The following is a 13,709-nucleotide window of genomic DNA, read 5'->3' on the forward strand; positions in this document are numbered from 1 at the left end:
GTATTTTTATGGCCGCAAACGCGGACGAAAACACCGAGTACCGCATCGAGCACGACACCATGGGCGAGGTCCGGGTGCCGGCAAAAGCGTTGTGGCGCGCACAAACCCAGCGTGCCGTGGAGAACTTCCCCATCTCCGGCCGCGGCCTCGAGCGGGCCCAGATCCGTGCCTTGGGTCTGCTGAAAGGCGCTTGCGCGCAGGTGAACAAAGACCTCGGGCTGCTGGCCGCCGATAAGGCCGACGCGATCATCGCCGCAGCGGCCGAAATCGCCGACGGCCAACACGACGACCAGTTCCCCATCGACGTCTTCCAGACCGGCTCGGGCACCAGCTCGAACATGAACACCAACGAGGTGATCGCGTCCATCGCTGGCAGGGCCGGTGTGACCGTGCACCCCAACGACGACGTCAACATGTCGCAGTCGTCGAACGACACCTTCCCCACCGCCACTCACATCGCGGCCACCGAAGCCGCTGTGGCTCATCTCATTCCGGCGCTCGAAGTGCTGCAGAAGGCTTTGTCGGACAAGGCTTTGGAGTGGCAGACGGTGGTGAAGTCGGGCCGCACTCACCTGATGGACGCCGTTCCGGTCACCCTCGGACAGGAGTTCAGCGGCTATGCCCGCCAGATCGAGGCCGGCATCGAGCGGGTGCGCTCCACCCTGCCGCGGCTGGGTGAGCTCGCGATCGGCGGCACCGCGGTAGGTACCGGCCTCAATGCTCCGGAAGGTTTCGGCGTCCGGGTGGTCTCGGTGCTGGTGTCCGAAACAGGACTATCCGAATTGCGCACCGCGGCAAACTCTTTCGAGGCCCAGGCGACCCGCGACGGATTGGTCGAAGCGTCCGGTGCACTGCGGACCATCGCGGTATCGCTGACCAAGATCGCCAACGACATCCGCTGGATGGGATCGGGTCCGTTGACCGGCCTGGCTGAAATCCAGTTGCCGGACCTGCAGCCGGGTAGCTCGATAATGCCAGGCAAGGTGAATCCCGTTCTGCCCGAAGCGGTTACCCAGGTGGCCGCTCAGGTGATCGGTAACGACGCCGCAATCGCCTGGGGCGGTGCAAACGGCGCCTTCGAACTCAACGTCTACATCCCGATGATGGCCCGCAACATCCTGGAATCGTTCAAGCTGCTGACCAACGTGTCAAAGCTGTTCGCCGAGCGGTGCATTACCGGGCTGAAGGCCAATGTCGATCACCTGCGCGAGCTGGCCGAGTCCTCGCCGTCGATCGTGACCCCGCTGAACTCGGCGATCGGATACGAAGAAGCCGCGGCCGTCGCCAAACAAGCGCTCAAGGAGCGCAAGACGATTCGCCAGACCGTCATCGACCGCGGCCTGATCGGCGACAAATTGTCGCTCGAAGAGCTGGATCGCCGGCTCGACGTGTTGGCGATGGCCAAGGTCGAGGCGAACGACCAATGACGGTTCCCCCGGGCGGCCCTTACGGTCAGGGCCCATACGGCCAGGGTCCCTACGGCCAGGATCCGTACGTGGCGAATCCGTATGGGCAGGACCCGTATTGGGGCGGTCAGCCACAAGGCCAGCCGCAAGGTCAACCCCAGGGCGGCGGATATCCTTACCCCCCGCCCGGTGGCGACCCATACGCAGGCGGCGCCTACCCACCCCAGCAGTATCCGCAAGCGCCCCAGCAGTATCCCTCCGGCTGGCCGGGCGGCCCCTACCAGCCCGGGCCGCCGCCCAAAGGGTCGAAGACCCCGTGGTTGATCATTACGGGTATCGCGGTACTGGGTGTCATCGTGTTGGTGGTGATCCTGGCGGTCGCCCTCACCAACCGCGGCCCGTCGAACTCAGCCAGCCCTTCGGAGACGACAAGCGCGGCGACCTCGCAGCCGAACAACTCCGCGCAGACCGCGACCGGCTGCACCCCGAACGTATCCGGCGGTGACGCGTCGGCCACTCGCAGCACGATCAATGCCGGCAAGCTGTCGTTTCCGACCAGCGCGGCCCCGGGATGGACGCCGTTCTCCGACGACCAGAACCCGAACCTGATCGATGCCGTCGGCGTCGGCGCGGAAGTACCGGGCGCCAACCAATGGATGATGCAGGTCGAGGTTGCCGTTACCAACTTCGTCACCAGCATGGACGTCTCCCAGCAGGCCTCGAAATTGATGGACTGCGTGGCCAACGGCCCCGGCTACAGCCAATCGCAGCCCACGCTCGGCGCCAAGAAGACGTCGTCGGCCACGGTCGACGGGGTCAAGGCCGCCCGGGTCGACGCGGACATCACCATCGGTGACACCGCACGAGGCGTGAAGGGCGATTCGGTGACCATCATCGCCGTCGACACCAAGCCGGTGACCATCTTCCTGGGCGCCTTCCCAATCGGGGATGCGGCCTCGCGGACCACCATCGACAAAGTCATCGCGGCACTCAAGGTGACCAAGTAGCTAACCTGCCGGGGTAGAGACGTGCGTGGCCTCGGAGCGGCCGCGCAGCACCGTCGAATAGCATTCGGCCCACCGCTGCTGTTCGGCTTCGTCGGCGCGGTCGATGGCCGCCGACGAACACAGGATCCGCCGGTCCGACGTCTTGGCGAGGTCGGCCAGTCGCGCGGCCTCGTTGACCGCGTCACCGATCACCGTGTATTCGTAACGGTTTTCGGCGCCGATGTTGCCGGCGAAGACGCGGCCGGCCGACACGCCGATCCCGAAGTCGACCACGGGTAGCTGGCGCAGCTGGGTGGCCAGGGTGCGGGCCGCGGCCAGCGCCGCCGATGCCGGCTCGTTCGTCCGCAGCGGCGCCCCGAAGATGGCCAGCGCGGCGTCGCCCTCGAATTTGTTGATCAGGCCTTGATGTTCGTCGACGGCGCCGACGACGATTCGGAAGAATTCGTTGAGCACCCCGGCAACCTTTTGCGGCGCAAGGCTTTCCGTCAACTTTGTGGAGCCCGCCAGGTCGATGAACAGCACGGCGGCCTCCACCACGTCCCCGGTCAGCGCGGCGCCCTCCTCGATGGCCCGATGCGCGACATCGACGCCCACGTAGCGTCCGAACAGATCTCGCACCCGGTCGCGTTCGGCCAGGCCGGCCACCATCCGGTTGAATCCCATTTGCAGATGCCCGATTTGGGACCGCTCGTATACGCCGATCTGGGTGTCGATGCGGCCGTGTTCGACCTGGGCCATCGCCTCGACGACTTCGCTGAGCGGATCGGCGATGGATCGCGAGGTGAGGATCATGATCGGCAGGCCAAGTACCAATGCCGCCAGCGCGACTACCAGAACTGGCACATCCAGCGATGCGTTCTTCTGAATCAGCCAGCCGTAGGAGCGCAGGATGACAAACGCCGCGATGACTCCGATTGGCAGGGCGCTGCACAAGAACCACAGCAGCACCAGCCGGGCGAACACGCCGGGTACCGACAATCCCTGCTCGGAGCCCCGTGTGGCGGCGGCCATGATCGGACGCAGCGTGTGTTGCGCCAGTAGCAAACCCGTTCCCGCGGCGGCGGCGCCGCCCAGCAGTACCCCGAGCAGAATCGGCAGCAGCAGCGCGGGTCCTGAGTTCGAGTTCAACAGCAGGAAAACTCCGCCACACAGCGCCCAGGCCGCGGCCAGGATTGCCGATTGGCGACCGGCGAGCCGCATGGCGGCGGCTCGTTGCGCCGGGGTCGGTTGTGCCCCGGCGGAGTACCAACGCACGGTCGGACGAAGGCTGAGGAACCCGCCGACCGCGACGCCGAACATCCCGAGCACGATCAACACCACCACCGCGCCGGTGTTTCGCTGCGCGAAATCGGCGTTGGCTGCCGCCGAGGTGTGCCCGCGCAGCGGGATCAAGATGGCAGCGGCATCGATGACGGCGAAAAGGTAAGCCAGTGCCAGGTCGAGTCCGTACTGAATCGATAGGCTGCGGGCGCTCTTTCGAGGCTCACCTGGACTCAGGCTCGGCTCAGGCACCGTTATTGGGCCCACCCGAGTTCTGTCCCGCAATGTCGGTGATCGGGAAGTTAGGCATCGGTTTCGGCGACGGGGTGTTGGGCAGCGACGGGATCTGGCTGGCCGGGATGTCGCGCAGTTCGTTCACCGGCGGACCATTCTCCCGGCTGCCGTAGCTGCTACCCGGCGCCCGCGGACCAAGCAGTTCGCTGACCGTCACCAGCCGGTAGCCGTTGGCCTTGAGCACCGGGATGAACTGGTAGACCAGGTCAACGGTGCTGGAATAGGTGTCGTGGAACAGCACCACCGAACCCGGTTTGATCTGCGACATCAGCAACGCTCGCGTGGCCGCGGTGTTGGAATCGTTGGCCCAGTCGAAAGGTATTACGTCCCAAAGGATTTCGGCTAGACCGAACTTGGCCGCGGTCTGGTTCACCGCGTCGTTGGCCAGGCCGCCGGCAGGACGATACAGCGTCGGCGTGCGGCCCGTTGCGGCGGTAATCGCGTCGTTGGCCCTGGAAAACTGTCCGGCGATGTCCTCGGGCGGGATGGTGGTCATGTTGGGGTGTTCCCAGGTGTGGCTGCCGATCTCCATGCCGGCCTCGGCGATGCGTTTGGCGCCCGCCGGATTGGCCGCCACCTTGTTGCCGATCAGAAAGAAGGTGGCTTTGGCGTCGTTGTCCTTCAAAATTTGCAGCAGCCGGTCGGTGAATGGGCCGGGCCCGTCGTCGAAGGTCAGCGCGACACACTTGACCACCGAGCAGTTCAGATTCTCGGCACGCGTGACGTGACCGGTGAGGGAGCCGATGACCAGCACCGCGACGGCCACCACGACACCGAAAACGGTGCGCCAGTAGCGCCAAGTCTGGTTGTCGGGTCGTTTCGGCACCCACGAAGTTTACCGTCAGTGCGGCCCGGTGATCTCCTCGAGCATCTCGGTGACCAGTGCGGCGATCGGGGACCGTTCGCTGCGCATCAGCGTGATGTGCGCGAACAGCGGATGACCTTTGAGTTTCTCGATCACCGCGGCGACGCCGTCGTGGCGGCCCACGCGCAGGTTGTCGCGCTGGGCGATGTCGTGGGTCAGGACCACGCGCGACCCGCTCCCGAGCCGCGAGAGCACGGTCAGCAGCACATTGCGTTCCAGCGACTGTGCCTCATCGACGATGACGAACGAGTCGTGCAATGACCGGCCCCGGATATGGGTCAGCGGCAGCACTTCGAGCATGCCGCGGGAGAGAACTTCCTCCAGCACCGCGGGACTGGCCAGGCCCTCGAGCGTGTCGAACACGGCTTGCGCCCAGGGGCCCATCTTGTCGCTCTCGCTGCCGGGCAGGTAGCCCAGCTCTTGGCCGCCAACCGCATACAGCGGGCGGAAGACCACCACCTTGCGCTGCGTGCGGCGTTCCAGCACCGCTTCCAGGCCGGCGCACAGTGCCAGCGCCGACTTGCCGGTACCGGCTTTACCACCAAGCGACACAATGCCCACCGACTCATCGAGCAGCAGGTCGAGCGCCACCCGCTGCTCCGCGGAGCGGCCACGCAGACCGAACACCTCGCGATCACCGCGTACCAGCTGCACTCGCTTGGTGGCGGTAACCCGGCCCAGCGCATGCGAACTGCCGCCCAGCAGGCGAATCCCGGTGTGACAAGGCAGATCCCGGGCCTCGGCAAGGTCGATCTCGCCGTCGGCGAACAGCGCGTCGATGTCCTCGGCGGCGGTCTCGAGCTCATGCATCCCCGACCAGCCGGAGGCGACGACGTCCTGGGCGTGGTATTCGTCGGCCGCCAGGCCTACCGCCGCGGCCTTGACCCGAAGCGGAATGTCCTTGCTGACCAGCGTGACTCGCCTGCCTTCGGCGGCGAGGTTGGCAGCACAGCTCAGAATCCGTGAATCGTTGCTGTCGGTACGAAAGCCCGCCGGCAGTACAGCTGGGTCCGTGTGGTTGAGTTCGACGTGCAGCGAACCACCTTGCGCACCAATGGGAATGGGCTGATCCAATCGCCCGTGCTCCAGGCGAAGATCGTCGAACAGCCGTAACGCCTGACGGGCGAACCACCCCAGCTCGTGGTGATGCCGTTTAGCCTCCAATTCGCTGATCACGACCAGCGGAACCACCACTTCATGCTCGGCGAACCGGCCGCAAGCCCACGGGTCGGACAGCAGCACGGAGGTGTCGAGCACGTACGTCCGGATATCGGTCACGGAGCGCTCCTCGAGCGGAAAACGCCCGGGCGGACCCACACGAGCGAATCGGCGGGGGCCACGGCACCAGGACCGGGGCCGGTCCTGCCCTTCTTATGACGGGAGGTGCCGCCCTGGCAGCAGAGAATGTCGCTGGCCATCGCATGCGACGCTACTCCGCTGGCGACACCCCCGCAGGGCAGGCGCGCCGAAATCCGGGATCTAGCCGAGCAATTAAGCCGAGCCGGTGACGAATTGCTTCAGCGCAGGTTCGTCGGCCAGCCCCCATGCGGTGATGCGGTCGGAGATCACCTGTGCAAGCTGTGCGGCACCGAAGATCCCGGCGTCTGCGACGTTGGCCACCTTGTCCTGATAAGCGTCGATGTCGGCGCCGACGACCTTGAGGTCGGCCGCACGCGCGGCGATGGCCGCGATCGTCTCGTCGCGGGTGTACTCGAGGCAGTGATCGACGAGGCTGGCGAAGAACTCCTCGTGTCGGGCCTCGTCCCGGGCGATCCGGTCGATGAGCCCGGCCAGGATGGGCTCCTCGATCTTTGCGGCCAGGTTCTTGCAGAACACGGCGTACGAGCGCTCCAGGAGCGCCATGTAGACCAGGGTCTCAACCTGCGTGTAGCTGTCGCCGCGATAGCCCTTCATCACGTACTGGACCCGAACCTCCTCGTTGGCGGTCGGGTCGACCTCCCTGGTCACCACCAGGTACTCGCGCAGCGCAATCGCGTGCAGGTGTTCTTCAGCGGTCCATCTGCCCAGCCAGCGACCCCAGTAGTCCTCGAGAATGAAGTGCTCGACGAGCTCACGGTGGTGCGAAGCCAGGTTGTCCTTGACGATCAGCAGGATCTCGCACGCGTCGGTGACGGTCCTGGGCAGTGTCGCCTGAGACGGATCCCAGTCACGTCCGCCGAGGAAGGCGAAGTTCTCGCCCTGGTCGAACGGAACGTAATCGTGAGCGAACCAGAGGTCCTCGCCAGCGAGGTGGCGAGCCATGTTCGCCTCGACCACGGGCTCGAGTTCCAGCGTCAACGCGTTAGCTACAGGTTTCTGTGCCATGCAGTAACTGTAACCCGCATACACAGGTTCTGTGAAATCCGGCGCGCACGTGTCGCGCCGCGAATATTCGCCCTACCGGCCGGCCAGACTCCAGTCTTCGAGGCCCTCGTACAGGGGAAAGTCCGTGGCCAGCTTGGTCACCCGCGCGCGCAGCGCTGCGACGTCGACTTGGGCGGGCCCCGCGACCAGCGCAGTCGCGATGATGTCGGCCACCTCGCTGAACTCGGCATCCCCGAACCCGCGCGTCGCCAGTGCGGGTGTACCCACCCGCAGGCCCGAGGTCACCATCGGCGGCCGGGGATCGTTGGGAACGGCGTTGCGGTTGACGGTAATCCCGATCTCGTGCAGCAGGTCCTCGGCGGCCTGGCCGTCCAGCGGTGAGTTGCGCAGATCGACCAGCACCAGGTGCACGTCAGTACCCCCGCTGACCACCGACACACCCGCCTTGGCGACGTCGTCGGCCAACAACCGGTCAGCCAGGATCCGAGCCCCGGACAGGGTGCGCTGCTGCCGTTCGGCGAACTCCGGGGTGCCGGCAATCTTCAGCGCCACCGCCTTTCCCGCGATGACGTGCATCAGCGGTCCGCCCTGCTGGCCCGGGAATACCGCCGAGTTGATGGCCTTGGCGTACTCCTGTTTGCCCACGATCAGGCCCGAACGGCCCCCGCCCAGCGTTTTGTGGATGGTGGTGGACACCACATCGGCGTGCGGCACCGGCGAGGGGTGCAACCCCGCGGCGACCAAGCCCGCGAAATGCGCCATATCCACCCACAACTTGGCCTCGACCTCGTCGGCGATCGAGCGGAACGCCGCGAAGTCGAGAATGCGCGGATAGGCCGACCAGCCGGCGATGATCACCTTGGGACGGAACTCGAGGGCTTGGGCGCGCACCGCGTCCATGTCGATCAGGTGCGTAGTCGGGTCGACGCCGTAGAAGGCGTTCTCGTACAACTTGCCGGAGAAGTTCAACCGCATGCCATGGGTCAGGTGACCGCCGTTGGCCAGATCCAGGCCAAGTAGCCGCTCCCCCGGCGACATCAGCGCGTGCAGCACGGCAGCGTTGGCCTGGGCGCCAGAATGTGGCTGCACGTTGGCGAAGTCGGCCCTGAACAGCGCCTTCGCCCGATCGCGGGCGATGTTTTCCACCACGTCGACGTGCTCGCAGCCGCCGTAGTAACGCCGCCCCGGCAATCCTTCGGCGTACTTGTTGGTCAGCACGCTGCCCTGGGCCTGCAGCACCGACCGCGGCACGAAGTTCTCCGAGGCGATCATCTCCAGCGTGTCGCGCTGCCGGCTGAGCTCTTTGCCCAGCAATTCGGCGATATCCGGGTCGACTTCGGCCAGCGGCGCGGACATCAGCGAGACTTGGGTGCGGGTATCAGGTGCGGCGGTCACGCGCGTCAGTCTATCCAGCGAGCGCCCTGACGGCGCTTTCAAAGACTTTCAGCGGCCCAGCCGTCGGGCCCGCGCACTTCACCTGCAAGACTGACACCATGCCGCGGCTTAGCGAGCCGAGCCCGTATGTGGAGTTCGACCGAAAGCAGTGGCGTGCGCTGCGCATGTCGACCCCGTTGGCGCTGACCGAAGAGGAACTGTTCGGCCTGCGTGGTCTTGGTGAACAGCTCAACCTGCTCGAGGTCGAAGAGGTTTACCTGCCCCTGGCCCGGTTGCTTCACCTACAGGTGGCCGCGCGCCAGCGGCTGTTCGCCGCGACGGCGGAGTTCCTCGGCGAGCCGCAACAAAACCCCGACCGGCCGGTGCCGTTCATCATCGGCGTGGCGGGCAGCGTGGCCGTCGGCAAGTCAACCACCGCGCGCGTACTGCAGGCGCTGCTGGCCCGCTGGGATCACCATCCCCGGGTGGACCTGGTGACCACCGACGGATTCCTTTACCCCAACGCCGAGCTGGAGCGGCGAAACCTTATGCACCGCAAAGGTTTTCCCGAGAGCTACAACCGCCGGTCGCTGATGCGGTTCGTCACCTCGGTCAAGTCCGGTTCGGACTACGCCTGCGCGCCGGTGTATTCACACCTGAAGTACGACATCATCCCCGGGGCCAAGCATGTGGTGCGCCATCCCGACATCTTGATCCTGGAAGGTCTCAACGTGTTACAGACGGGTCCGACGCTGATGGTGTCGGACCTGTTCGACTTTTCGCTTTACGTCGACGCCCGGATCGAGGACATCGAGCAGTGGTATGTGTCACGCTTCCTGGCCATGCGCAGCACCGCATTCGCCGACCCGCAGTCGCATTTCCACCACTACGCGGCCCTCAACGACACGAAGGCTGTCGCCGCCGCTCGTGAGATCTGGCGCTCGATCAACCGGCCCAACCTGGTCGAGAACATCTTGCCGACGCGTCCCCGGGCGACCCTGGTGCTGCGTAAAGACGCCGACCACTCCATCAACCGGCTACGGCTGCGAAAGCTGTAACCAGACCGGCCCTCAGACCGGCGAAGCTCCGTGGATGCCCGGCATCCCCCACAGCAGCCCGCCGTTGCCGCCCAGACCGCCCATGCCGCCATTGGAGCCGTTTCCGCCGTTTCCGCCGTTGCCGATCAGCCTGGCGTTGCCGCCGTCGCCGCCGTTGCCGCCGAAGCTGCCGTGACCGCCACCCGAGGCGCCCAGCCCGCCGACGCCGCCGTCGCCGTAGAGCCAGCCACCGTCGCCGCCGTTGCCGGCCGAGCCACCGGGATTGCCGTCCCCGCCGCCTTTGCCGCCGTCACCGCCGCCCCCGCCCTGACCGAACAGGCCGGCGCTGCCACCGGCACCGCCCAGCCCGCCGGCACCGGCTACGGCCGCGCCGCCTGCCCCGCCATGCCCGCCGGCACCCCACAGCAGCCCACCGGAACCGCCGCGCCCGCCAGTCAAGCCGGCGCCGGTGCCGCCGCTGCCGACACCGCCGGCGCCACCGTTGCCGCCGTTACCGATGAGGCCCGCGCATCCCCCGGCGCCGCCGTTTTGGTCGGCCCCGCCGGCCCCGCCGTCGCCGCCGTTGCCGTACAGCAGGCCGCCCGCGCCGCCCGGCTGCCCCGGCCCGCCGTTGGCGCCGTTGCCGATCAGGGGACGCCCCAGCAGCAACATGGTCGGTGCGTTGACCGCATCGAGCAGGGTCTGCCCGACGTTGACGGCTTCGGCGCTCGAGTACGCACCGGCGCCGGCGGTCACCGCCTGCACAAACCGGTCATGAAACGTCGCCGCCTGGGCACCGAGGGTCTGGTAGCTCTGGGCGTGCGTGCCGAACAGTGCCGCGACCGCCGTGGAGATCTCGTCGGCCGCCGCTGCCACCACTGCGGTCGTCGGGAAGGCGGCGGCCGCATTGGCCGAGCTGATCGAGGAGCCGATTCTGGCGAGATCTGTTGCCGCGGCCGCTAGCGTTTCCGGCGCTGTAATGAGGAACGACATGGGGGGCAAGCGTATCGGCCAGACCCGGGCCAGCGGAGTGAAATCGCCGGGAAAAGGCCGATACGGGGCGCAGGCCGCTACTTGCCACGGCGGCGCCCCGCATCAGCGGGAAGGGGAGCTAGACCGCCAGGCGGCGCACTCCCAGGTATTGCAAACCCGCGAACACCGCGGTGTACACACCGCTGGCAAGTGTTGCTGCCACTCCGGTGCCGGTCATGGGCACGAGTTCCGCGGCGATGATCGCGGCGAAGGTGTACACGATGTTCGCCACGATCACGCCGATTCCGGCGCGGCGCAGGTTGGGCAACGCGGCGAGGCTGAACACCGCCAGGCCGTAGAGCACGAAGAAGGCGCCCATGCTGTATTCCTGGCCAGACGTCAGCCCGGTCAGCCTCGAGATCGGGTCGGCGGCCGCGGCGACGGCCAAGCCCATCAGTCCGGTCAATGTGGCATCGAGTCGCATCGCGAACCGCAGCAGCGAGTCGGTCGAGTCGGATAGGGGCCTGGTCGTTTGACCGGATATTGCGGTCATGTCGGTTCTCCTTGTGAAGCGAACGAGTCGGACACGTTTGAGCGTGCCGGCGCAGCGCTGCCAGATCGACGCGTCGCACTGCCAACTACTGCCACGCAGTAAATGACCAGGGGGTTGGCTCCGGTATTCCGGCTTGGGGTGCTAAATGGCTCGCGCCTCGAGGACGCTGTACGGGGAGGCCGTTTCAACCACGCGCGTCATGCGGAAGCCGGCGCGTTCAAGCAGTTGCCCGTATTCGGTGGCGGTGCGCTCCCGTGCAGAGACCGTGAGCAGCATTTCCAGATCCACCCACTTGCCCAGGAAGTCGCGCTGGTGCCGCGGAATCACCTGCTCGACGAGCAACACCCGGGCACCGTCGCCGCCGGCCGTACGCACGTTCGTCAGTATTCGCACAGCGTCGTCGTCCGGCCAGTCATGGATGATGTTCTTGAGTACGTAGGCGTCGCCGCCGGCTGGAATGTCGGCATCGAAGAAGGACCCCTCCACGATGCGAACCCGGTCTGCGACACCGTACTCGGCAAGAACCGCTGGCGCTCCGGCCACCACTTGAGGTTGGTCGAACAGGATTCCCCGCGCATGCGGTGTCGCCGCCAGGATCGCGGCCAGTAACCGACCGTGCCCGCCCCCGATATCGACGACCGTCGCGTAGGCACTGAAGTCGTAGGCAGCGACCACGGGTTCGATCGAGAGTTCGGACGTGCTCGTCATGGCCTGATTGAAGATGTCGGAAAGCTCGTGCTCGCCGGCGAGGTAATCGAAGAAGGGCTTGCCGCGCAGTTCTTGGACAACGTCATGGCCGCTGCGGATAGCCTGTGTCAGCCGGCTCCAGTGCTCTCGCTGCTGGGGCGAGCCCACCCATCTGGCCATCCCGGCTACCGAAACCTCGGCGTCACTACGCAGCGTGTTCCCCAGCGGAGTCAGGTCGTAGCGACCGTCGCGGCGCTGACGAAATACACCCCGCCCGATCAAGGCCCGGAGCAATCGGCTGATCGCGTCGGCGTCGGCATTGACCGCGACCGCCAACTCCTCGGCCGTCAGCGGACCCTGAGCGAGTTTGTCCGCGATGCCGAGGTCCGCTGCAGCGGTTATCGCTTGGGCCGACCAAGCCCCCAGGATCAGTTCCATCATCGCCGCTGGAGGCGGAACCGCACGTCGGTGCAGCCCGCCGAGGTAGTGCCGTGCCCGTTCGATTACCCGCACGACTTTGGCGGGTGGAACCTTGGAAGCCATAGCGCCGCAGCTTAATCAATCACTGGAAACGCTGACCCGCCCACGTAGGTCGGCCGCGATCAGCCGGGCCGCCGCGTTCTGCCAATTGTGCAGCGAGCGCTGCGGCACCTCGGTCACCAACCACTGCCAGGCCTGGCGGGCAGTCGGATCCAATCCGGCGGCGGTCGCGTTCTGCGCATACGCCCGTACGCCGACGACATAGGGGAAATAAAGCGAGTTGTAGTAGCGCCACTGCTCGGTGGTGCCGAAGTCCCCGGCGTCGCGCGGCTTGAGCCGTCCAATGCCGTCTGCCAGCACGGCTTTGAGTTCGTTGGCCCGCTCCAGCGGGTGGTCGGCTGCGCCGCGCGCGGCCAGTCGCGCGTCGATGACGGGCAACGACGTCAGCGGGCTGGCGACCAGTTTGCTCAGGTCTCCGTAGTGGCCCAGCGCGCGGCGGGTGAGCCTGACGAACGTGTCGTCGTCGATGTCGCTCAGCGGGTCGTCGGATCGCAGCGGCAACGCCGCACCGGTGTGCCGCAGCGCGGCCCGATCGGCGCGCAAGGTGGGTGATCTGGAGAACGCCAGCCGGTCCAGAATGCCGGCCAGCGGATCGGCCAGCACCTGGACCGTGATCGCGATGGCCAGGCTGGTGAACAGCAGCACAGTCAACGCCGTCTGCGCCGACGGCGCGCTGCGGGTCAGCGCCAGGCCGATCAGCGCTTGCCCACCGAACAGCACCGCCACCGCAACCGATCCGGCGAACGAGCGAACCATGTCGGCACGCAGCGCCTGACCTTCGTCGAACGCATCCCAGAGGGCCACCGCAACCCCGAGCGCCAGCACGTCGAAACCCGTCGACGCCAACGCCAGCCAACTGGGCAACACTCCCAGCGGAATGATCAAAATCGCGTTGGCCAGCGCGAAGAACAGCGTCGCAACAACCACCACGCCCGCCACCGGCAACGGCTGGGTACGCCGCCGCAACGCGGCGACCATCGCGGCGAGCGTTGACGCCGAGATCACCGCGGACATCACCCAGTGACCTGCCCGCAGTGGGCCGTCGACGCTGCCGGCCATAGCCGCGCCGAACAGGGCGAGCGCAGCGACCCAGCAGACCAGCAACACCTCGCCGGTACGTGCCCGCGGGCTATCACAGGGCCGCCCCAGCTCGAGCAGCACCGCGAACCAGGCCACGCCCGGAATGACGACCAGATAGACCTCGATGTGGCTGAGCAGCTGGGCATGCACACCACTGGTGTTGCGCACCGCGTCCAAGGCCACTACCAGCGCAAACCCGCACAACCCGAGAGCGGCCAAGACCAGCACCGGCTTACGCGGATCGCGCGCCAGCAAGTAGAGCCCGAGCCAGCCGCTCAGCGTGAACACCACCGCCGATAGCGCTGCCAT

At 66.6% G+C, this 13,709-nt stretch carries 11 protein-coding genes and 1 pseudogene; 3 read left to right on the forward strand and 9 right to left on the reverse strand.

The window, feature by feature from the left end; genetic code table 11:
• The first annotated feature begins 8 nt into the window (after nt 1-8).
• Both AWC27_RS10870 and AWC27_RS10875 read left to right on the forward strand, forming a co-directional pair.
• Nucleotides 9-1,427 (forward strand): class II fumarate hydratase, encoded by a 1,419-nt coding sequence (locus tag AWC27_RS10870; protein ID WP_085670498.1) that lies wholly within the window; start codon nt 9-11, stop codon nt 1,425-1,427.
• Complete coding sequence (locus tag AWC27_RS10875) at nt 1,424-2,413, forward strand: hypothetical protein (RefSeq protein WP_085670499.1); 990 nt, start codon at nt 1,424-1,426, stop codon at nt 2,411-2,413. Before AWC27_RS10870 ends, AWC27_RS10875 begins: the two co-directional genes overlap by 4 nt.
• Here AWC27_RS10875 and AWC27_RS10880 read toward each other — a convergent pair whose 3' ends face one another.
• The 5 genes from AWC27_RS10880 to glyA form a co-directional block, all read right to left on the reverse strand.
• A complete protein-coding gene (locus AWC27_RS10880; protein WP_425437476.1) occupies nt 2,414-3,868 on the reverse strand; it encodes an adenylate/guanylate cyclase domain-containing protein in 1,455 nt (484 codons plus the stop codon).
• Between the two features lie 49 nt (nt 3,869-3,917).
• On the reverse strand, nt 3,918-4,793 hold the full coding sequence (locus tag AWC27_RS10885) for a polysaccharide deacetylase family protein (RefSeq protein WP_085670501.1): 876 nt from the start codon (nt 4,791-4,793) through the stop codon (nt 3,918-3,920).
• A 15-nt stretch (nt 4,794-4,808) separates the two neighbouring features.
• A complete protein-coding gene (gene phoH2 / locus AWC27_RS10890; RefSeq protein WP_085670502.1) occupies nt 4,809-6,110 on the reverse strand; it encodes an RNA 5'-3' helicase PhoH2 in 1,302 nt (433 codons plus the stop codon).
• Between the two features lie 213 nt (nt 6,111-6,323).
• Nucleotides 6,324-7,157, reverse strand: a complete 834-nt coding sequence (locus tag AWC27_RS10895) for an acyl-ACP desaturase (protein ID WP_085670503.1) — start codon at nt 7,155-7,157, stop codon at nt 6,324-6,326.
• Between the two features lie 72 nt (nt 7,158-7,229).
• The gene (gene glyA, locus AWC27_RS10900) at nt 7,230-8,513 is read right to left on the reverse strand and encodes a serine hydroxymethyltransferase (protein ID WP_085670547.1); all 1,284 of its coding nucleotides are present in this window, start codon (nt 8,511-8,513) and stop codon (nt 7,230-7,232) included.
• A 137-nt stretch (nt 8,514-8,650) separates the two neighbouring features.
• Between glyA and coaA the strand changes: the two genes are divergently transcribed.
• A complete protein-coding gene (coaA, locus tag AWC27_RS10905; protein WP_085670504.1) occupies nt 8,651-9,589 on the forward strand; it encodes a type I pantothenate kinase in 939 nt (312 codons plus the stop codon).
• A 48-nt stretch (nt 9,590-9,637) separates the two neighbouring features.
• On the opposite strand, the pseudogene AWC27_RS10910 reads toward coaA, so the two are convergent.
• The 4 genes and pseudogenes from AWC27_RS10910 to AWC27_RS10925 all read right to left on the reverse strand — a co-directional run.
• Nucleotides 9,638-10,561 (reverse strand): annotated as a pseudogene (locus tag AWC27_RS10910) (PE family protein); the annotation flags it as partial.
• A gap of 118 nt (nt 10,562-10,679) precedes the next feature.
• Nucleotides 10,680-11,093, reverse strand: a complete 414-nt coding sequence (locus tag AWC27_RS10915; RefSeq protein ID WP_085670506.1) for a hypothetical protein — start codon at nt 11,091-11,093, stop codon at nt 10,680-10,682.
• A gap of 141 nt (nt 11,094-11,234) precedes the next feature.
• Nucleotides 11,235-12,323, reverse strand: a complete 1,089-nt coding sequence (locus AWC27_RS10920) for a methyltransferase (RefSeq protein WP_085670507.1) — start codon at nt 12,321-12,323, stop codon at nt 11,235-11,237.
• A gap of 15 nt (nt 12,324-12,338) precedes the next feature.
• The gene (locus AWC27_RS10925) at nt 12,339-13,709 is read right to left on the reverse strand and encodes a hypothetical protein (RefSeq protein WP_085670508.1); all 1,371 of its coding nucleotides are present in this window, start codon (nt 13,707-13,709) and stop codon (nt 12,339-12,341) included.

It is taken from the genome of Mycobacterium szulgai, assembly GCF_002116635.1.
GTDB lineage: Bacteria > Actinomycetota > Actinomycetes > Mycobacteriales > Mycobacteriaceae > Mycobacterium > Mycobacterium szulgai.

What these genes read in the sequence shown, in the direction of transcription:
- AWC27_RS10870 (WP_085670498.1), top strand. Translation starts at nt 9, where the DNA reads ATGGCCGCAAACGCGGACGAAAACACCGAGTACCGCATCGAGCACGAC.
- AWC27_RS10875 (WP_085670499.1), top strand. Translation starts at nt 1,424, where the DNA reads ATGACGGTTCCCCCGGGCGGCCCTTACGGTCAGGGCCCATACGGCCAG.
- AWC27_RS10895 (WP_085670503.1), bottom strand. Translation starts at nt 7,157, where the DNA reads ATGGCACAGAAACCTGTAGCTAACGCGTTGACGCTGGAACTCGAGCCC.
- glyA (WP_085670547.1), bottom strand. Translation starts at nt 8,513, where the DNA reads ATGTCCGCGCCGCTGGCCGAAGTCGACCCGGATATCGCCGAATTGCTG.
- coaA (WP_085670504.1), top strand. Translation starts at nt 8,651, where the DNA reads ATGCCGCGGCTTAGCGAGCCGAGCCCGTATGTGGAGTTCGACCGAAAG.
- AWC27_RS10915 (WP_085670506.1), bottom strand. Translation starts at nt 11,093, where the DNA reads ATGACCGCAATATCCGGTCAAACGACCAGGCCCCTATCCGACTCGACC.
- AWC27_RS10920 (WP_085670507.1), bottom strand. Translation starts at nt 12,323, where the DNA reads ATGGCTTCCAAGGTTCCACCCGCCAAAGTCGTGCGGGTAATCGAACGG.
- AWC27_RS10925 (WP_085670508.1), bottom strand. Translation starts at nt 13,709, where the DNA reads ATGGCAGCGCTATCGGCGGTGGTGTTCACGCTGAGCGGCTGGCTCGGG.